Origin of the sequence: Streptomyces sp. 135 (genome assembly GCF_020026305.1) — a bacterium.
GTDB lineage: Bacteria > Actinomycetota > Actinomycetes > Streptomycetales > Streptomycetaceae > Streptomyces.
Map to the genome: position 1 here is coordinate 6,968,136 of NZ_CP075691.1, position 19,661 is coordinate 6,987,796.

The 19,661-nt window shown below is 69.5% G+C and carries 15 protein-coding genes; 11 read left to right on the forward strand and 4 right to left on the reverse strand.

Annotated features, from left to right (window positions below):
* The first annotated feature begins 337 nt into the window (after positions 1 to 337).
* The 8 genes from KKZ08_RS31315 to KKZ08_RS31350 all read left to right on the forward strand — a co-directional run bounded on the left by KKZ08_RS31315 (position 338) and on the right by KKZ08_RS31350 (position 9,610).
* Positions 338 to 2,230 carry an FAD/NAD(P)-binding protein gene (locus KKZ08_RS31315; RefSeq protein WP_223777626.1) on the forward strand — a complete coding sequence of 631 codons (1,893 nt, stop codon included), beginning with the start codon at positions 338 to 340 and terminating at the stop codon, positions 2,228 to 2,230.
* Positions 2,221 to 2,934 carry a class I SAM-dependent methyltransferase gene (locus KKZ08_RS31320; protein WP_223777627.1) on the forward strand — a complete coding sequence of 238 codons (714 nt, stop codon included), beginning with the start codon at positions 2,221 to 2,223 and terminating at the stop codon, positions 2,932 to 2,934. The genes KKZ08_RS31315 and KKZ08_RS31320 overlap by 10 nt, the downstream gene beginning before the upstream one ends.
* Before the next feature lie 4 nt (positions 2,935 to 2,938).
* Positions 2,939 to 4,423: a lyase family protein gene (locus KKZ08_RS31325; protein ID WP_263303370.1), complete on the forward strand. Its 1,485-nt coding sequence runs from the start codon at positions 2,939 to 2,941 to the stop codon at positions 4,421 to 4,423.
* 28 nt (positions 4,424 to 4,451) lie between these two features.
* Positions 4,452 to 5,381 carry a kinase gene (locus KKZ08_RS31330; protein ID WP_223777628.1) on the forward strand — a complete coding sequence of 310 codons (930 nt, stop codon included), beginning with the start codon at positions 4,452 to 4,454 and terminating at the stop codon, positions 5,379 to 5,381.
* The gene (locus KKZ08_RS31335) at positions 5,371 to 7,671 is read left to right on the forward strand and encodes a pyridoxal-phosphate dependent enzyme (protein WP_223777629.1); all 2,301 of its coding nucleotides are present in this window, start codon (positions 5,371 to 5,373) and stop codon (positions 7,669 to 7,671) included. Before KKZ08_RS31330 ends, KKZ08_RS31335 begins: the two co-directional genes overlap by 11 nt.
* A 5-nt stretch (positions 7,672 to 7,676) precedes the next feature.
* Positions 7,677 to 8,435 carry an AzlC family ABC transporter permease gene (locus KKZ08_RS31340; protein WP_223777630.1) on the forward strand — a complete coding sequence of 253 codons (759 nt, stop codon included), beginning with the start codon at positions 7,677 to 7,679 and terminating at the stop codon, positions 8,433 to 8,435.
* Positions 8,435 to 8,734 (forward strand): AzlD domain-containing protein, encoded by a 300-nt coding sequence (locus KKZ08_RS31345; RefSeq protein WP_223777631.1) that lies wholly within the window; start codon positions 8,435 to 8,437, stop codon positions 8,732 to 8,734. The genes KKZ08_RS31340 and KKZ08_RS31345 overlap by 1 nt, the downstream gene beginning before the upstream one ends.
* A 132-nt stretch (positions 8,735 to 8,866) precedes the next feature.
* Positions 8,867 to 9,610, forward strand: coding sequence for an alanyl-tRNA editing protein (locus KKZ08_RS31350; protein ID WP_223777632.1), 744 nt, complete (start codon positions 8,867 to 8,869; stop codon positions 9,608 to 9,610).
* Between the two features lie 61 nt (positions 9,611 to 9,671).
* On the opposite strand, the gene KKZ08_RS31355 is transcribed toward KKZ08_RS31350, so the two are convergent.
* The 3 genes from KKZ08_RS31355 to KKZ08_RS31365 form a co-directional block, all read right to left on the reverse strand.
* The gene (locus KKZ08_RS31355) at positions 9,672 to 11,153 is read right to left on the reverse strand and encodes a peptide ligase PGM1-related protein (RefSeq protein ID WP_223777633.1); all 1,482 of its coding nucleotides are present in this window, start codon (positions 11,151 to 11,153) and stop codon (positions 9,672 to 9,674) included.
* A gap of 893 nt (positions 11,154 to 12,046) precedes the next feature.
* Complete coding sequence (locus KKZ08_RS31360) at positions 12,047 to 12,706, reverse strand: hypothetical protein (RefSeq protein ID WP_223777634.1); 660 nt, start codon at positions 12,704 to 12,706, stop codon at positions 12,047 to 12,049.
* The gene (locus KKZ08_RS31365; RefSeq protein ID WP_223777635.1) at positions 12,703 to 13,434 is read right to left on the reverse strand and encodes a DUF2071 domain-containing protein; all 732 of its coding nucleotides are present in this window, start codon (positions 13,432 to 13,434) and stop codon (positions 12,703 to 12,705) included. Before KKZ08_RS31365 ends, KKZ08_RS31360 begins: the two co-directional genes overlap by 4 nt.
* A gap of 692 nt (positions 13,435 to 14,126) precedes the next feature.
* On the opposite strand from KKZ08_RS31365, the gene KKZ08_RS31370 reads away from it, so the two are divergent.
* Positions 14,127 to 14,402, forward strand: a complete 276-nt coding sequence (locus KKZ08_RS31370; RefSeq protein ID WP_223777636.1) for a hypothetical protein — start codon at positions 14,127 to 14,129, stop codon at positions 14,400 to 14,402.
* Positions 14,403 to 14,692: 290 nt separating this feature from the next.
* Here KKZ08_RS31370 and KKZ08_RS31375 read toward each other — a convergent pair whose 3' ends face one another.
* On the reverse strand, positions 14,693 to 14,947 hold the full coding sequence (locus KKZ08_RS31375; protein WP_223777637.1) for a hypothetical protein: 255 nt from the start codon (positions 14,945 to 14,947) through the stop codon (positions 14,693 to 14,695).
* Positions 14,948 to 15,684: 737 nt separating this feature from the next.
* Between KKZ08_RS31375 and KKZ08_RS31390 the strand changes: the two genes are divergently transcribed.
* Positions 15,685 to 16,920 (forward strand): IS701 family transposase, encoded by a 1,236-nt coding sequence (locus tag KKZ08_RS31390; RefSeq protein ID WP_223777638.1) that lies wholly within the window; start codon positions 15,685 to 15,687, stop codon positions 16,918 to 16,920.
* 1,033 nt (positions 16,921 to 17,953) lie between these two features.
* On the forward strand, positions 17,954 to 19,618 hold the full coding sequence (locus KKZ08_RS31395) for a hypothetical protein (RefSeq protein WP_223777639.1): 1,665 nt from the start codon (positions 17,954 to 17,956) through the stop codon (positions 19,616 to 19,618).
* The last annotated feature ends 43 nt before the right edge of the window (positions 19,619 to 19,661 follow it).

A 19,661-nucleotide genomic window follows, 5' to 3' on the forward strand; every position in this document is an offset into this window, starting at 1 on the left:
GAGGGAGACCCGCGCATTCCGCGATGACCTCGCGGAAGAGACCGCTGGGTCCTGCCGGAGCGGAGTGTGGAGCCACTCTGGCCGAATCCGAGTACTTGATTTCGGCGGGCAGTACCGGAAGTATCCGCTGACTGTGTCGGCTTTACGGTGACGACATAGATCATTTACCGACGGCATAGATCATTTACCGGTCGAGGGTACCGAATGCGCCTGAGTGCGATCGCGGCATTGAACGCCGACGAGGCCGGTGTGTACGGTGGGGTGCACGGGTTCTCGACATTCGGTTACTTCTCGGTATTCCAGATCGCGGGGGGTTTGAGTGGCGGCCGAGTTAAGGGTGTGCATTGTCGGGTTGGGGTCCCGAGGGTGCAGTGTTTTGGAACGGATCAGCACTCTGGCGCAGAATTCCACTTCCCTCTCCTCCGTGTGTGTGGACGTCGTCGATCCCGCCTCCTCGGGACAGGGGCTGCACGCGACCGACCAGCCCGACTACCTCCTCCTCAATACTCTCTGCGGCGAGATATCCATGTTCCCGGGGGAGGAATCCGTGGGCGCGGAGACCGGCAAGGACGGCCCGGGGCTGTACGAGTGGGTCACGGAGCGCGGCCTGAGACTGGGCCCGGACGGCCGTACGGTGAGCACGACGGGCGGCCGCGCCATCGCTCCGGACGACTTCCTGCCCCGCCGCCTGCTCGGCGAGTACCTGCAGTGGTTCTTCGAGCGGACCTGCCGCCTGGCCCCTGCGAACGTACGCATACGACTGCACCGTTCCGCGGCGGTCGACCTGGAACCGGATGAGGAGACAGACACCACGAGAATTACTCTCGCGGACGGGACACTCATCGAGACGGACTTCGCGTTTCTGACCCTCGGGCACGTCGGCAATAAACGGCCGGGAAAGCTGCGGGGAAATCCAGGGACCGTACTGCGCCGCGTGACCGATCCTTATCCGCTGCCGGAGAGCGTCGCGGGCGTGGAACCGGGCAGTTCGGTGGCCGTCGCCGGATTCGGCCTCTCGGCCATGGACACGGTCGCCGCGTTGACGGTCGGGCGAGGCGGAACATTCTCGCGGGAATCCGGCCGGGTCCGCTATCTGGCCGGTGGAGCCGAGCCGCGCATTGTGCTGTACTCCCGGTCCGGTATGCCTTTCCGGGTACGGCCGAAGCGCCCGGAGATGACCAGCCGCTTCCAGCCCGTCGCCCTCACCCGTGAGGTCGTGGCGTCGCTGCGCTCGGCCGGCCCGCTGGACTTCGACGAGCGGCTCCTGCCGCTGCTGATGAGCGAGATGCGGATCGCCTACCACCGCTGCCGGACCCTGGTCGAGGAGGGGCCGGCCGCCGAGGAGGCGGTGGCCGCCGACCTCGTCCAGGCGACCGCCTCGGGCAAACTCACCGCGGCGCTCGACCTGCTCGACCAGGTGCACGGCGCCTTCGACCCGGCCACCCTCTGGGACCCCTCCGCGACCATGGACCGGCGTGACAGCGCCTCGTACCAGCGGTGGTTCACCGACACCGTGCGCGACGATCTCGCCGAAGCCGACAAGGGGCTGACCCTCAGTCCGGTCAAGGCGGCCCTGGAGGCTTTCCGCGAGGTACGTGACATCCTGCGCGACGCGGTCAACTTCCGCGGCCTGACGGGTTCCTCACTCGAAGAGTTCCTGTGCCGCACGGTGCCGTTGATGAACCGCGCGGTGGTCGGCCCGCAGAGGGATCGCTACGCCGAACTCCTCGCGCTCGCCGACGCCGGAATCGTCCGCTTCCCCCTCGGGCCGGCCCCGCTCGTGGCCCCGGGACAAGGCGAGGACACCGGCCGCTGGACCCTCGCCTCAACCCGCCTCGAAGACCCGCACCACGAGAGCGTGGACTGGCTGTGCGCGGGCAACGCGCCCTGGCCCGCCCTGGAGACGTCGGCGAGCCCGCTGGTGCGCTCGCTGCACCGGCGCCGGGTGCTCAGCCCGCTCCTGCCCGGCAGCGACCGGGTAGCCACCGCCGACGTCGACGAGGCGCTGCACCCCGTGGGCCCGGACGGCACAAGCCACCGGCGGCTCTGGCTGATCGGCCCGCTGACCGAGGGGGCCACGTTCTACAACCACCTCATCCCGACCCCGGGGTACTCCCGGGCCTTCGTGGACGCCCATCGCTGCGTCGCGGACATGTTCGGCCAGTTCACCCGAGAACAGCGTGCGGACACCCCCGTACGCCCCGCGCCCAAGGAGACATCGTGCCTGTGAATTCCGCGTCCGCCCCCGACGAGCTGGCCAAGGGCCAGTGGAACGACGCCTATCGCCTCGACGGGCACGCCAACCTCTGGGGCGACCCGCCGGTTCCCTACGTGGTCAACGCCGCCAAGCTCTTCGCCGATCACTCGGCCTTCGTCGTCCTCGACCTGCCCTGCGGCGACGGGCGCAACCTGCCGCCGCTGGCGCAGGCCGCCACCGTGGTGCTCGGCGGCGACACCTCCCTCAACGCCATGGGCATCGCCCGTACGGTCGTCGCCAAGGCCGCCGCCGACAACGTCGTCTTCCACGAGACCGATGTCTTCGCCACCGGGCTGCCCGACGACTCCGTCGACGGCATCTTCTGCTGGGACCTGCTGGGACACCTCACCGAACCGGAGAAGGCGCTTCAGGAACTGCACCGCGTGTGCCGGCCCGGTGGTCACATCGTGGCCAACATGTGGACCATGGGGGACTGCCAGGTCGCCGACCCCGGCATGGTCGCCATCGGCCCCAAGGAGTACCGCGACCACGCCGACTTCTACTGCAAGTTCTACGACCGCCCCGATTTGGACGCCTACCTCGCCGCGTGCGGGCTGAGCGACGAGGTGAGCGCGGTGGAGCAACTGCGCTGGATGGAGCCCCCGCACGCCGGGTACCGCCCCTACTTCCACGAGCACGAGAGCCTCGCCTTCACCCTCCGCAAGAGGAGCCGGTAGTCCCTTGGACACGCCACTCACCGGACGGATCGCTTCCGGGCCCCACCGGCTGCTCCACGACGAGGTGCTCGCTCCGCAGTTCGCCTTCGAGGTCGAACACCTCCTGCCGTGGTACGTGGCCATCGAGAAGGTCCTCGCCGTCGAGTACCGGCGCATGGGCATCCTCACGCCGGACCAGGCCCGCCTCATCGGCGTGGCCCTCCAGGGGGTCACCGCCGACACGCTCACCGCCGACCCCGAGCGCAACATGTCCGACATCGCCTTCGCCATCGAGCGCCAGGTGGACTCCCACCTGGCCTCCCCGGTCCCCGCCTGGCACGTCGACCGCAGCCGCAACGACCTCCAGGCCTGCGCGCAGGTCATGTTCGCCCGCCACCAACTGGCCCTGACCGCGCGCACCCTGCTGGACTTCGGCCGGGCCGTCCACCGGGTGGCCGCGAGGCACACCGAGACGGTGATGCCCGGATACACCCACGGCCAGGCGGCCCAGATCATCACCGTCGGCTACTACCTGGCGGCTCTGTCCGAAGAGGTGACGGCGGCCTCCCGCCGGCTGCTCGCGACCTACGACGACATCAACCGCTGCCCGCTGGGAGCCGGCGCGATGGCGGGCCAGGAGCTGGACTGGGACCGGGGCGGCGCCGCCGAGCTGCTCGGGTTCGAAGGGCCGCAGCCGCACGCCCTTGTCTCGGTGGCCTCACGGAGCTGGGCACTGCGGATCACCGGTGAACTCTCGCAGTTCGGGACGGTGTTGAGCCGCTTCACCACCGATCTCATCGCCTGGGGCGGCAGCGAGTACGGCTTCATCGACCTGCCCGACGCCTACGCGGGCATCTCGTCCGCGATGCCGCAGAAGAAGAACTTCCCCCTCCTCGAACGCATCCGGGGCAGGACCGGGCACCTGACGGCGTTCCACGTCGACGCCCTCACCGGACAGCGGAACACGGCGTACTCGAACTCGGTCGAGGTGTCCAAGGAGGCGGGCGCCCACATCCTGCCCGCCTTCCTGACCGCACGCTCCACCCTGGCCCTGGCCACCGCCGTCATGGAGCAACTGCGCTTCCGCACCGACCGGATGTCCGCGGCCTGCGCCCGCGACTACTACGGCGGCTTCACCCTGGCCAACCGGCTGACACTCGACGAGGGGGTGCCCTGGCGCACCGCACAGGTGGTGGCGGGCGCGTACATCCTCGCCGCGCTCGAACAGGCGGCGGCACCTCAGGAGCTCCGCCCCGACCTCCTCCAACGGGTCGCCAAGGAGCACGGCCACGAACTGAGCGCCCCCGAACAGGCGCTCGCGCAGGCGTTCGACGTCCCCGCGAGCATCCGGCAGAAGCGCTCTTCCGGTTCGACCCGGCCCGCCGAGGTCCGCGAACTGCTCGCGGCGCAGGCGGACTTCTGGCGGGACACGGCAACGGCATGGGACACGAGGCAAGGGCGCGTACAGGACTCCATGACCGAGACGGACCGCCGGCTGGGCATCGCCTGAGCACGGCGGACGGGGGGAGGGCACAGCAGTGTTGAAAGACGCGGGCTTCGGCGCCGCCAACGGAACCTTCGGCGAGCTGCTCCAGGGGATGCTGCCGGACGCGCAGCGCTTCCTGGTGACCTTTCCCCTCGACACCTGGTCGACCGCCGTCTTCAGACCGGCCGCGAAAGGCGGCGGCGTCTCGGTGTACCCGCCGGGCAAGGCCAAGTCGCGGTTGCTGGCCACCCGCATGCTGCGCGCCTACGGACATGACGTCGGCGGCACCCTCGAACTGAGCGGCGGCCTCGCGGAGGGCAAAGGCCTCGCGAGCTCCTCCGCGGACCTGGTCGCCACCGCGCGGGCCGTCGCCGACGCCCTCGACGTGGACCTGGACGAAGAGACGACGGAGGAGTTCCTGCGCGGCATCGAACCGTCCGACGGCGTGATGTACGCCGGCATCGTCAGTTACCACCACCGTGAAGTGCGCCTGCGGGAGCGCCTCGGCTTCCTCCCGCCGCTGACCGTGATCGCCCACGACGCGGGCGGCATGGTCGACACGGTCCGCTTCAACCGTGCGGCGCCGACACCCGACCGGCGTACACGACGCACGTACGCTTCCCTGCTCGACGGACTGTCCGCGGCGATCCGCTCCCGTGACCTGCCCGCGGTCGGACGGATCACGACCCTCGGCGCCAGGCTGCACCTGGGGCCCCAGCCCGACTTCCGCTTCGACCGCATGAGGAAGATCTGCCGCGAGGTGGGCGGGCTCGGCCTGGTGATCGCGCACAGCGGCACCTACCTCGGCATCCTGCTCGGCGAGGCCCGCGACGAGGACCCGGCGCGCATCGAGCGGGCCCGCGCCTGGTGCGCCGAACTGCCCGGCACCGTCAGCGTCTTCCGCTCGCTGGGCGCGGACGCGACCGCACCCTCATCCGCCCTGCACCCCGCCTGCCACGCTGGAGACGAACATGCTCTTTGAGAGCGTCACGGACGCCATAGGACACACCCCCCTGGTTCGGGCCGCCGTCGACGCGGCGGACGGCGTGGAGGTGTACTTCAAGCTGGAGTTCCAGAACCTGTACGGGATGAAGGACCGCGTCGCCCGCAACATCATCATGCGGGCCCGCGAGCGCGGCGTCCTCACCGAGGGCGCGCCCATCATCGAAAGCTCCTCCGGCACCATGGCCCTGGGCGTCGCCCTGGTCGGCGCGTCGCTGGGACACCACGTCCACATCGTCACCGACCCCCGGATCGACCGGATCACCCTGGCCAAGCTCCGCGCCCTCGGTTGCGAGGTGCACATCGTGCAGGCGATGACGGGCGGCGGCTGGCAGAGCGCCCGCCTCGAACTCCTGCACCAGCTGCGCGCCGACCTGCCCGGCGCGTTCTGGCCCGACCAGTACGAGAACCCCGACAACCCCGCCGCGTACCGCGCGCTGGCCGCCGAACTCCGCCAGGACCTGCACGACTTCGACGTCCTCGTCGGGTCCGTGGGCAGCGGCGGGTCGCTCTGCGGCACGGCACGCGCGCTGGCCAGGACGATGCCTGATCTCAAGGTGGTCGGCGTGGACAGCGTAGGGAGCGTCCTCTTCGGCCAGCCCGACCGGCCGGGACGGCGGCAGAGCGGGCTCGGCAACAGTCTGCTGCCCGGCAATCTCGACCGGCGGCTCATCCACGAGGTGCACTGGCTCAACGACCGGGAGGCGCTCACCGCCACCCGTGAACTCGCCCGGGAGCAACAGATCTTCGCGGGCAACACCTCGGGCTCCGTCTACCACATCGTGCGCCACGTCGCCGCGCACGCCGAGCCCGGCACCCGGATCGTGGGCATCCTCCCGGACCGCGGCGACCGGTACGTCGACACCATCTACGACGACGACTACTGGGCCGCGCAGGAAATCGACGCGCTGCCCAGGTCGTCGTCCCCCGCACCGATCTCGGCGCGGGCCGGGGACGTCAGCGAGACCTGGTCCCGCGCCGCGGACATCGATCGCTCGGACGACAAGCAGCGGCTGCTGTTCATCGAGTCGAACACCACCGGCACCGGAATGCTCGCCCTCGAACTCGCCCAGGAGTTCGCCCTGCGCCCCACCCTGCTCACCAACGACCCCGCACGGTACCGGGGCCTGCCGGACACCGGCGCCGAGGTGATCACCTGTGACACCAACTCCCCGGCCGAACTGCGGGGCACGATCCTGCGGGAGTTCCGCCGGGAGCAGATCGCCGGAATCACCACCACGAGCGACTTCTACCTCTTCCCCACCGCCGAGGTCGCCGACTGGCTGGGCCTGCCGGGCAGTCCGGCCGACGCGGTGGCCGTCTGCCGGGACAAGTCCCGCAGCAGGCGGCGGCTGGCCGACGCGGGCATCCGGCAGCCCCGCTCCGCCGTGGTGACCCGCGGCGATCAGCTGGAGAAGGCGGTCACCGAGGCCGTGGCCCGCACCGGTCTGCCCTGTGTCGTCAAGCCCCTCGACGACAGCGGTTCGAACCACGTGCTGCTCTGTACGCAGGTGTCGCAGGCCCTCTCCCAGGCCCGGGTCATCCTGGCCGAGGAGACGAACGTACGCGGCCAGCGCACCGCGGGCGCCGTACTGGTGGAGGAGTACCTCGACGGGCCCGAGTTCAGTGTCGAGACCATCAGCCGGCACGGCGAGACCCACTGCCTGGGCATCGTGGAGAAGCACCTCGCCGGGCCCCCGTACTTCGTCGAACGCGGCCATGTCTTCCCCGCCCCGCTCCCCCCGGGCACGGCGGAGCACCTGACCGGTGCCGCCCTGCGCGCCCTGGAGGCGGTCGGTCTCACCGACGGCGCCGCGCACACCGAGATACGGCTCACCGCCGACGGGCCCGTCGTGATCGAGATCAACGCGCGTCCCGCCGGCGGCATGATCCCCGAACTGGTCCGGCTGACGACCGGGCTGCGGATGCAGGAGCAGCAGCTGCGGATCGCACTCGGGCGGAAGCCGCACCCCGTGCCCGAGCCGGACGGCGTCGCGGCGATCCAGTTCCTTCTCACGGACAGGTCCGGCATCCTGGCCCGGGTGGACGGAGTCGAGGCGGCCCGCGCGGTCGAGGGCGTCCAGCAGGTGACGGTGACGGCCTCGCCGGATCAGCGGGTGGGGCCCGCGCGCAACGCCTACCATCGGCTGGGGTTCGTGATCGCCCGGGCCGGGACCGCAGAGGAAGCCGTGGCGGCCTGCGCGAAGGCGCAGACCGAACTCGAAGTGGTGTTGGAGGGCCCGAGCGCGGTGCAGGACAGGGATACGTGATGCTGGTGAGCAACACCGAGGTCGACGCCCCCGGGGGGACCGAAGCGGACTGGCCCCGGCAGCGGAGCGCGCTGTTGCGGGACTCGGTCGGCGTCGGGTTGGCGGTCGGCGCCCTCGGGCTCTCGTTCGGCGCGCTCGCCGTGACGGCGGGGTTCACCGTCGCGCAGTCCTGCGTGCTGTCGCTGCTGATGTTCTCCGGAGCGTCGCAGTTCGCGGTGATCGGGGTCCTGGGAGCGGGGGGTAGCGCACTCACCGGCGCCGCCACGGCGACCCTGCTCGGGGTGCGCAACAGTCTGTACGGCTTGTCGCTGTCCCGGCTGCTGCGGGTCCGCGGCGCGCGGCGGGTGCTCGCCGCGCACCTGGTCCTCGACGAGAGTGCCGGCATGGCGATGGGCCGGCCGACGGAGCGCGCGTCGCGGCTGGCGTTCTACGGCACGGGCGTGGCGGTCTTCGTCTTCTGGAACCTGGCCACGCTCGCGGGCGCGATCGGTGCCGAGGCGCTGCCCGACCCGGCGGTCCTCGGCCTCGACGTGGCCTCGCCGGCCGCGTTCATCGCGCTCCTGATGCCCCGACTGCGCGGGCCGCGCCTGTGGGCGGTGGCCGTGGGGGCCGCGGTGACGGCCGTCGCCACCACGCTCGTCCTGCCCGCCGGGGTGCCGGTGCTGGTGGCGGGGCTGGTCGCGTGCCTCACCGGGCTGCTGATGAAGCGGCGCCGCGCGGACGCGGCGGATACCCGCGCCGGCGAACAGGGACGTGAGAACTGATGTGGACCGCGATCGTCCTCGGGGTGGCCGGGGTGTACCTCCTCAAGCTCGCCGGACTGTACGTACCGGCTTCGGTCCTGGAGAGGCGGCAGGTTCAGACGGTCTCCGCACTGCTTCCCGTGGGGCTGCTCGCCGCTCTCGTCGCGGTGCAGACCTTCACCACCGACCAGCGTCTCGCGCTGGACGCCCGTGCGCTCGGCTTCGGTGTCGCTTTCGTCGCGGCCCTGTTGCGGGCGCCTTTCCTGCTGGTGGTGGCGTTGGGTGCGGGGAGCGCCGCGCTCGTCAGGCTCTGGTGGTGACCTGCGAGGCGTAACCAAGGCGGGGCCTTCTCGGTATGCAGCGTGCGCATCTCGCACAGGCGGATCAGCACAGGAGCACGGAAAGGAGAGGGGGGCGGGCCCGCTCGACGGGCGCCGCGCCTCCGACCATCGATGGGGATCAGTCATCACGGCCGCACACATCGTCTGGACTGGGAAGACGCCACACTCAGGGAATGGGAGTGCACCGTCCTGTGGTCCGACCCGGCCGATCCCGAAGCGGGGGTCGTCCTGGACCGCTCCGCGTTCTACCCGGGCGGCGGGGGCCAGCCGCCGGACCACGGCGTACTGATCTGGCAGGGGGTCCAGACCCGCGTCGTCGGCACCCGTAAGGGCGACGACCTCTACCTGCTGCCTGCTCCCGGAGATCCCGTGCCCCCGGTGGGCGCCCGGGTGACCGGCGCGCTCGACGACGGGCGCAGGAGCTCTCTCATGCGGACGCACTCGGGCCTTCATGTGCTCTGCGGCACCGTGTTCCGGGATTTCGGTGCGCTGGTGACCGGCGGCAACATGCAGCCGGGCGAGGCCCGGATGGACTTCAACCTGCCCGAGGTGCCGCCCGGCTTCAAGCAGAGCCTGGAGGACGCGGTGAACGCGGAGATCGAGGCCGACCGGCAGATCGTGGTCCGGGTCCTGTCCCGGGACGAGGCGCAGGTGATCCCTGATCTGGTCCGCACCCAGTTCGTGGCGCCGCCGGACCTGCCGGAGGTCCGCGTGGTCGACGTGGTCGGCCTGGACGTCCAGGCCGACGGCGGCACCCACGTGGCGTCCACCCGTCAGGTGGGGCACGTGACCGTCACCAAGGTGGAGAGCAAGGGCCGCCAGAACCGTAGGGTGCGGATCCGGCTCGACGCTTGAGGGGGCGGGGGACTCGGGAGCGGCCCGCGCCGGACATGGACGCCGCCCCCGTCCAGCAGGGCTACCGGCGGGAACGTCCGACCGGCAACCCCGGGCGGGGCTCGGCGGCGAGGGAGTCCGCCAGTTCGCGCAGCTTCCGCATGAGCGATGCGGCCTCGTTCCGGTCGGCCCCGATGCACACGGCGCCGAACTTTCCCACCTCGGCGACGGGGCTCATCATGTGCAGCACCACGCCGGTCGCACGCTCGGGGTCGTAACCCAGGGGCGAGCGGGTGACGGCGCGGATGAGTTGGGCCGGCCGCAGGCCTGTGTAGCGCGGGTCCATGATGCTGTCCGATGCCTCGTAGACACGCTCATGTTCCCCGGGCCCGCCGTTGCTCGCGGAGCCGCTGACGACCAGTCGGCCGTCTCGCGTGGCGCGTGTCCCCAGGAGTCCCGTGACCATGCCGAAGGCGTGTTTGGTTCCTGTGGACCTCAGGTTGATCTCACATCCGAGAAGCTGCCAGGAGTCGCCGGTTCGCCTGGCCAGGAAGTCGACCCCGTAGTCGCCCCTTTCCACTCCCCGGTCCCGCAACGCCCGGCCGATGCGCAACCCGTGGTCGATTAGCGTGTGCCGGTACTCGGCGCTCGCCGGGAACCGGCAACCCACGTAACTCTGGCCGTAGTTGGCGAGCACCTGGTCATGCGTGGAGACCGCCTCGACCTCGGCCGCGTCGGTGATCCTGCCCTGAAAGCTGGGGCTGCGCAGTGCGTCGTCCTGGATCCACTCCTCCACGACGGCGCCGGTTCGCTCCAGGGTGCGTACGTAGTCATCCCAGGCGATCTTGGTGTCCACCAGGGTGGCCAGGGGCAGTACGTCGAGCAGGCGTCGGACCAGCGTGTCGTCATCCGCGTCGGCGCCGAGCGAGGGTGCCACGTCGTCGAGGTCGAGCAGTGCGTTGCCGAGGCCGGCTCCGGAGGTGGGGTCGTCGCGTTTGACGATGACCGCACGGTGTCCCTCCCGTACCATCCGCGCCACTTCCTCGGCGAGGCCGTCCAGGGTGTCGCGGGGTGCGGGGGAACCGGCGGGGACGGGCACGCCCGCCTCGGCGAAGAGCCGGCGGCCGGTGTGCTTGGAGCCCAGCGGGATGCGGGACGAATGCGGCTGGTCGCCCGGCACTCCCAGCTCCCGGGCGTAGCGCTCCAGCGGTGCCGAGGGTTCGAAGTAGCACAGCCGGACGTCGGCACCGGCGCGCTGACGGTCACTCACGAAAGCGCGGATGGCCGCGCGGACCTGTGCGGCCTGGGGGTTCTCCGCATCGAGGACCTTCTCGCTCAGCCACCGGGAACCCGCGTCGTCCAGACTCACGATGCGCACCCGGTCCCGAGCCTCGCCACAGTCGGCGCCCAGCAGCCCCAGGTAGTAGCCCACCTGTTCGTCGGCGTCCACCATCCTCGGGGCGGCGACGTACAGAAGGTCACCTTCGGACCGGCACACAGTGTCGATGATCGCCGAACCGAGCAGCCGCTCAGGGAAGTACGCGGCACCGGTCAGCCGTTTCAAGATCTCCGGGTCGCACTCCCGGCTCTGGATGTGGACATGAGCCGGGCGAGGGCGCGACGCCGCCGTCATGCCGCCGCGCCGACGGATGGGTCGTTGACCGGCAGGGAGTGCTTGGCTTCCACGATCTTCTCCTCCACAAGGCCTCTCCGTCACAGGAGAAAAACGCGCGCCGCGATGCCGAAGGGACGGAAAAGCAGTAGCAGTTGGCGACTGTCTGTTACGGCGCGAACGCAGAGCGTACGTTATCAGGGGTGATTGTTGTGACGGGCGAGAGGAGCGGGCCGTCCCCGAGCGGCCGACCTCTTCGCCGCGCCGCCGCCACAGCTGTCCCCGCACGCCACCCGGGCGCCGGCGGCCCCGCCGTCGAAGACGTGCCACAGGTCGTGTCGCTGCTCGCCGCGGCAGGCCGAGGTTCGTCGGTATGGGGACCGCGGCGTCGAGCAGGACGCGGAACTGGACGTGCCGCTGGGGGCGGGCGTGTCGGGTACGGGCCAGGTGGCGCAGGGTTTCGGCTTCGTCGTGGGTGCGTGGTTCCCGTTGCGTGCGGATGGTGCCGTGCTAGGCGCGTCGGTGCGCCGGTTCGGGGCGGAACCGGGGCGGAACCGGGGCGGCCCGTACCGTGGCGTTCACGCGTCCCGCGTACCCCCACCGCTCCTGGGCTCCGCATCCACCGCGCGCGACGAACCTGCAAACCCGGGGGTCGACACGCGCCCGCAAAGTCGAACCGCACCGGACACCCGGCGGCGGCACGGACGCCGGCCGATACGCCGTAGTAGGTATGGCTCGCGGCCCGGTCGGCGAGTTCGTCGTGTCCGTCAGCTCAGCCACTACCAGTTCAGCTGGGTGGCCCGGCGAGGCCGGCGCTCGCGGGACCTTCAGCCTCCAGGTCGCTTTCAAGCAGGTCGCGGCGGTGCGGCGGCCGCACCGAGCGCGATCACGGTGGTGACCCGTACGAGGGCGGGCTCTCTCGGCACCGAGCTGAACCCGAAGCGCACGGGCGGTGCAACGGGGGCCGCCGTACCGAGGTCAGTGCCCTCGAACGCCGCCGATACCGCGCGGATGGGCCGCAGGTCCCGGGCGCCGTACCACTCGCGGCGTCCCGCACCGGCGCTGCCGCGGGTGCGCACCCCGGGCAGCAGCAGACCGGCGGGCCGGTCTGTCAGGGCGCTCCACGCGGGGCGGCGGGCGAGAGCGCCGGGAACGGCACGCAGCAGCAATCCCAGCAGCCCTCGACGGCCGACGGTGAAGTACAGACCGAGGGGGCCGGCGGTCACGGTCCACGTGTCGGCGTCGACGCGGACCTCCACCGGGACGACGCGTACCGTGTCGAAGGTGTAGGTGTCACCGACGAAGCCCGCTGTCTCCCGGGTGGGGGCCAGCAACAGTCGCTCCCCGTCAGGCTGTTCGAGCATCACATCGCTGAACGGCCCGAACGGCGACCGGCGCCAGTGGCCCAGCACGATGCGGGTCCCGGACGAGGTGCCCATGCCCGCGATCCAGCCCTCGAAGCGCAGCAGCGGGCGCCGTGCGGCCCCGCTGGACACGCGGCTCATCCGCTCTTCTCCGCTCGGAGTGCCGCCGACGGCCGGGAAGGGCCGAGCCGTACATGCCTGACCCCTCGGGAGAAGTGGACCACGGGGCGGCCGAGAGGGGCGGGCAGGCCCGCCGCGGCCGTCAGCGTCTCGTCCAGTGCCTCGACGGCGGCGTCGGCCAGTGGCCACGGCTCGTGCTCGACGGGGGTGTCCCAGAGCACGCCCAGCCGGCGTGTGTACGCCTGCCAGCGCGCGGTCATCCATACGTCCCTCTCCGCCTGCCGGATCGGGTCGCCGGGGCGGACGACCACGCGGTACGAAGCCCCGTCGGCCCACCGCGAACCGGCGTACGAGACGGTGTCCCCAACCGCGGACACGCTGAGGGTGCCCGGATGGTACGGCGCGCCGACCGTGCGGGCCGCCACCATCAGCGGGCAGGCGACGTCCAGGGACAGGAACCACAGCCCGTCCCGGCCGTTGCGGTGGCGGACGTAGGTCCGCAGGTTGGTCTCCGCGAACGCCGGGAGTCCGGGGAGCGCCGCGGGTACACCGGGAAGGCGCACATCCGCCATGACGAAGGGGGTGAGGCCCACCCAGGCGGCCCCCTCGTACTCGTCCAGGGCCAACTCCTCGGGCACCAGAGCCCGCACGGCCGACGGCCGGAAGGGCCAGTGGACGAATGTCTGCGTCAGCCAGGCGGCCCGCAGCGCGGGCAGGCGCACCCGGCGATTCGGGCTGTATCCCGCCATAGGGGGCCCATGCCCCTGGTGCGGCCGCCGAAACACACAGCGCACAGGCTCGGGCCGGGCGCAGCGCGCAGGCGTTTGCCGACCTTTGCGGTGGCTTCGAGGGTCACCGGCATCAGCAGGCCTTTCGGTCTCTCCTTCGCGGCGCAGCTGCTCCCATGCCTGGGTGACGATCTGTCTCGCCATGTCTCCGCCGTAGCTTCTCCACCACGATGGCGTCGGCTTCGAGTTCGAGGGCCAGATGGCATTCGGCGAGGCCCCAGTCGTTGGCGCCCGTCGAGCCCGGATCGGTCGGCGTGAACGTAGAGCTGGCGGTCGAAGTCGCGGGCGACACCGATGCCTCCGGTCTCGTCGTCAACGGTGGATTCTCCGCCGGCGGGGTCGACGGCGACCACGATGCGTGCATGTCGAATCGCGCTGCCAGACACCTCCCTCTGGGGGGCGCGGCTTCTGCCTGTAGAGGGCGTCCCCAGACGCGTTCGCCGACCCGTCTTGGCGTGGTGGGTGGTATCGAAGCGTGTGGCCACAGCGGCCGTCCGGGCGCGCGGCCAAGGGGGTCGTCGCGGCTGTCGGCGAGGGTTGGCGGGTTGACGACGCGCCAGGCTTCGCATTCGGTGGCGAGGACGCGTCTGGCGAGGTCGTCTTCGTGTCAGCGGGTCTGGATGAGGCAGTCGAGCGGGTTGCCACCAGTCCGTATGGACGAGGTCGTCGATGATGGCGATGTGAGCATTGCGATCGGTCAGGCCGCCGCCGATACCCGCGGCCAGGAGTCCGCCCTCGCCGCCGACGATGTCGAAGCGGTTGGCGGCATGGCTGCCGGTCTTCAGCTGGATGCCGAGGTCGTCGCCCCATGTGTAGATGGCGTCCCTGATTCACCGGCCGTGGTCGTCGGCCAGGTCGGTGGAGTAGCTGGCGATCATCATGCGATGCCCGGCGTTGCGCCGCAGGTACCAGAGCGTGGCCCAGCGTGAGGCCCCTCGACTCTTCCCGTGCCGTGGGGTCCATGGTGAGCATGACGCGGTCGCAGCGGCCGTCAGCCATGTCGATGAAGGTCTGGTCAATCAAGTCCAGGTGCGGCTTTCTCTCGTGGCCGCCGGTGAGTAGGGCGACCAGGGGCCCGGTGAGCGGTCCATAGCCCGCTGGCGTTCGGCGCGGGCAAGCTCTGCCCACAGCGTCGGCGTTGCCTGTCGGGCGATGGCGCGCTTGCGCGCAGCGGACAGGGTCTTGTAGCGGGCGACGACGCCCTCGTGGTCGCGGGGTGTCACGCGGTGACAGGGTCGGTGAGGTCGATGAGTGCGTCTAGTTCATCCGTGGTGACGTTCTCGACCTGGACGGGGCCGCCCTGTGGGCCGGATACCTCGGTCTTGAACGGTATGTCCAGACCCAGGAAGCGGGCGTGCGTTCCATGATCCGCAGTGTCCGGTCCCACCGCGGTGAGGCCCTGGTCCCGTACGGCCTTCTTGTAGGCGACGGAGAACAGCCTGTCGAGGCGGTGCGCTTCGAGCGAGCGAAGCACGTCGGTGTCGTCGTCAGCTCGGCGCGGCGGTCGGCGAGTGTTGCGCTGTTTGTAGGTCTCCCGGTCGAAGGCCGGTGGCCTGCCGCCCCGGCTGCCGCGACGCCGTCGGTGACCTTGCTGGTCCGCCGGCACGGAGATTACTGCCCGGATGCCACGTTTGCACAGGTGGTCGCGGATCGTGCGGGAAGAGTACGCCTTATCGGCCAGGGCCACGTCCGGCCTGGTGCGAGGTCGTCCACGGTATCGGGGAACGCGCAAGCGGGCCATGACGTCAGTGAAGGCAGGCGCGCCGCCGGCCTGGCCGGCGGTGAGGAACAACGCCAGGGGCCGACAGCGGGCATCGGCGGCGAGGTGGGTCTTTGTGGTCAGTCCGCTGATGGCCCAGGCCGACGGCCTCGTCGGCGTCGGCCTGGGCCATCAGCGCGGCTCCCATGTGTCGTCGATGGCCCACATCCGCAACCGGTTGTAGATGCCACGCCAGTTGCCGTACTTCTCCGGCAGATGAACCCAATGCGTACCCGGCTGGAACTTGAAGGCGATGGCGTCGATCAAATCACGGTGATCCCGCCAGCGGCCACCACGCTTCGCCGTCCGGTCCGGAAGTAGTGGCTCGATTCGCGCCCACTGCGTGACAGCCAACGGCATACCCGGACAACGCCCCACTGATCCAAACGAAACCGCCTAGTAGTGCTTCGTCACGTTGAGTGATCTCGGCTGATCGTGGGCAGCTTCCCGGAGTGAGGTTGGGAGAAGTGGGGCGGCTCCGGGGTGAGTTGGCGGAGTTCGTTGCCGATGTGTTCGGGTCGTTCCCGCGGCGGGATCAGCGGCGGTGGGGCGAGTGTTATCTGCGGGGCCTGATGCTCGACGGTCGGCGCAAGTCGATCCAGCCGATGGCCGAGCGTCTGCCGGACGGAAATATGCAGGCCCTGCAGCAGTTCGTGAACCAGTCGCCGTGGGATCCGCTGCCGGTCAGGCAGCGGATCGCCGAGCGGCTGTCCGAGGTGATCACGCCTGAGGTGTGGGTGATCGACGATGTGTCGTTCCCCAAGTGCGGCAAGGCGTCGGTCGGGGTGGCCCGCCAGTACTGCGGAGCGGTCGGCAAGCGGGCGAACTGCCAGGTCGCGGTCAGTGTCCATGCCGCCACCGACACCGCCTCGTGCTCATTGAACTGGGAGCTGTATCTGCCGCATGAGTGGACGGACGAGCCGGACCGGCGCCGCGGGGCAGGAGTCCCCGACGACGTGGTGCACCGGGAGAAGTGGCACATCGCGCTCGGCCTGCTGGACACACTCGCGGCCTGGCAGTTGAAGGCGCCGGTCGTGGTCGCCGACGCCGGCTACGGCGTCAGCACCCCCTTCCGGCTCGGTCTGCAGGAGCGAGGGCTGCCCTATGTCCTGGCCCTGAACGGGAAGGAAGTCGCTCACCCGGCAGATGTTGAGCCGCACCGGCCTGCTTATGGCGGGCTCGGACCGCCCACCCTTGCCCGCTACCGAACCCCACCGCGAGCCGTCTCCGTCCTCGCGGCGGAGGCGGGCGCAAAGCGGTTCACCGAGGTGACCTGGAGGCAGGGCAGCAAAGGCGCGATGACCTCACGGTTCGCGGTGCTGACAGTGCGGCCCGCGGGCAAGCAGTCCCTGGCCGCAGCCCAGGAGGCGGGCGGCGGCCGCAACCGTTGGGACGGCGTCCTGCCCGTCCAGACACTCCTGGTCGAATGGCCGCACGGCCAGGATGCTCCGACGGACTACTGGATATCGAACCTGCCTGCCACCACACCGGCCGCTGACCTGGTGCGGTGGGCCAAGATGCGCTGGCGGATCGAGCACGATTACCGCGAACTCAAGCATGGCCTGGGACTGGACCACTTCGAGGGCCGCACCTGGCGCGGCTGGCACCACCATGTCACCCTCGTCACCGCCGCCCAGGCCTTCCTCACCCTCAGGCGGCTCGACCCAAAAGTCCGCACACCGGCCTGACCCTCTACCAGGTCCTCGACGTTCTTCAGGACCTGCTGAGGTGCTGGACCGGTACTTGCACCACCTGTGGTCGGCGCCTGCCCAGTCCCCGGAGCAGCCACAGACAGCCCAGAACCTAACGAAGCACTACTAGAGGACCCAACTTTGCCTTCCCCGTGTTGATTCACCGGGGCGGGCACCGCCGCAGTGCGCTGGGGAGCGCCGTACTTGTGGCCTGAGTGACCGCCGACCAAGCAAGGTCGGAAGGCTCAGATCATGTTTCCCTGCCGGACGCGGCCCCGTGGGGGGCTGTCTTTGCTGTCATCGTGCTCGCCATCTGGTGTTCGGAGCGGCCTCATCATTCGTGCGGGTGGCCTCAGAACAGCACGCACCGCAAAGTGCTCCTCCAGGAGTGGCACCAGGAGAGAGCCCGTCGTAGGCGTGAACCGGGCGGAATCTGCTGACACAGAAAGGCAGGGGCAGGGCGGTGACACACAGGCCCGGACTCACGACCGTGCGCGGCGTCAACAGCCGCGCGGCACGTTATGGAGTTGCGTTGCACGCGTCGCAACAGGTGGCTGAGTGACGCGCTTCGGGTGCCAAGCAATCACGGGAAGTTCACGCAATCACAGGCAACCGTGACATCGATCACAGCTAACACGCGGCAGTAATAAGCCCATTGGCCACTTTGTGGCATTGCTCTGACCCTCTCAGCCCGCATAGAACGGCTCATGGCGAGGACCGCACAACTCGCCCACCAGTGAGGAGACATGGGTTGAGACACATACAAATGACGAAATCCTTACGAAGGGCAGCCATAGGCGCTGTCCTCGCCCTCCTTCTCGGTTCCAGTCCGGCGCTCGCCGCCGGAGCCGAGGGAAGCATCGACCCCAATGCGGCACCTTCCAGTCGCCCCGCAGCAGGCCCCGAGTCCCGCGCCGTGCCTGGAGGCGCCAGGCCAGAATCCGGCAAGACTCCAAAGGCCGGACCAGAGTTCAAGCAGACCAACGGCGTGTGGAATGTCACCAGCCCTGAGACGGTCCTCCGCAACACTGTGACCGACGCCGACGGCGACAAGAGCACCCAGACTTTCGAGGTCTGGACGACTGACGCCGACGGTAAGCCGAAGGACCAAGTCAAGCTGAAAGACGATGAGCACGGAGTGCTCGTCTCCCCTTATGTCGCTTCCGGCAGCACGGCCGAGGTCACCGTTCCCGTCGGCAAGCTGAAGCCGGGCGTCACCTACACCTTCCACACGTCCGCGTACGACGGCTCTCTGTATGAGACCAAATGGTCCCCGTGGGCCAAATTCCGCATCGCGCCCTATGTGACCTTCCCTGCACCTCAGGCGAGTTCAAGCATCGATCCGGTAGCCCAGAAGCCACAGGAGATCTTCCGCAGCGACCCCGGCGCGCTGGCTATCCGCAAGCCCGGGGGAACGAACTGCTCGAAGGCCGATACTCAAGGCCGCCAGATGTGCCTCAAGTTCCACCCGGCATCCGAGAAGCAGAAGTCTTTGCCCTCCTCCAGGGCAGAGGTACCGGACCTCGTCCCGTGGTGCTCCGACAAGCCGTCGGGCCACGACTACATCAACCGCACCGACGCTTGCCTGAACGATGTCGGCAGCGCCACGTTGATCTTCACTTCCGGCGGAGACCAGACCAAGCCCCCCTTCGGAGTGGCGACGTTCAACTTCCAGCAGCGGCTGAAGACTTACCCGAACAAGTCATCCGGAGGCAGCGACTTCGCGGAGTTCGATCAGCAGCTGTTCGTCACTCCCACCTCCATCGACCCACAGCTTCTCGGCGTCCGCCTCACCTGGAACGCAGGAACGGTCTGTGACCACTGCACCAGTACCCGGGTGGCCTGGACGGACTACAAGACGGGAGAGCCCGAGAGGGGTTACTGGCTGGACAACGAGGTCGGCCAGACACAGGTGGCCAGCACCACCACGAAGTGGACGGGCACTGGCAAGGAAATTATCAGCCTCACCTGGGACAGCACCGCCGCTGTCGACGTCGATCTTGACCTCGCCGCGAGTGCGAACTTCGGCACCAGTGGCAACGAACTCAAGGTCCGCTGCGACGATCTCAGCACGGGCAGCGCCACACCCGGGTGTGTACTTCCGTACTACACCCCGACCTACACGATGGACACAAACCTCTACCCGGCAGCCGGCGCCTACTACTGGTTCATGCAGCAACGCATGACCGGAAAGCCCGGTACCGGCGACGCACCCATGCACTACCTCGGCCCGGACACCACCAAGACCACCCCAAGCGGCAAACCGTGGACTAGTAAAGACAGCCGAAACGTGGTCTGCCCGACCTCCTGGCCGAAACACCCCACGGCCGCCTCAATGGGGGAACCATCCTGCGACGAGTTCGCCATGGCCTCAACCCACGAAAGTGGCGGCTACCCCGACCCCGGCAACAAGTACCAGGTCTCCTCAGGAGACAAGTGCGCACAGCTCTACGCCAACCCCTCGGGGAGCTCCTTCGGCCTCTTCGCCGACACACGCGAGGACAAGAACGGCCCCTCCAACACCGAGAAGTGCGGCCGCGCCACAATCTCCGAAACTCAAAACGAGGGGGCCTTCCACAAATTTCCGGCCCCCGCCTGGCGCATGCTCGACAACGACGCCTTCTACCTCAGTAACCCTGGCTTCGAACACTGCACCACCACCAGCAGCACCTGCGCGTGGAAGAAGATCAGCTAAATCCTCGTGACGTGTGGGGTGAGTACGCACGCTCACCCCACAC

Coding starts and splice junctions, on each gene's coding strand:
- KKZ08_RS31365 (WP_223777635.1), bottom strand. CDS start 13,434: ATGGCGGGATACAGCCCGAATCGCCGGGTGCGCCTGCCCGCGCTGCGG.
- KKZ08_RS31360 (WP_223777634.1), bottom strand. CDS start 12,706: ATGAGCCGCGTGTCCAGCGGGGCCGCACGGCGCCCGCTGCTGCGCTTC.
- KKZ08_RS31335 (WP_223777629.1), top strand. CDS start 5,371: ATGCTCTTTGAGAGCGTCACGGACGCCATAGGACACACCCCCCTGGTT.
- KKZ08_RS31350 (WP_223777632.1), top strand. CDS start 8,867: ATGGGGATCAGTCATCACGGCCGCACACATCGTCTGGACTGGGAAGAC.
- KKZ08_RS31370 (WP_223777636.1), top strand. CDS start 14,127: ATGGACGAGGTCGTCGATGATGGCGATGTGAGCATTGCGATCGGTCAG.
- KKZ08_RS31345 (WP_223777631.1), top strand. CDS start 8,435: ATGTGGACCGCGATCGTCCTCGGGGTGGCCGGGGTGTACCTCCTCAAG.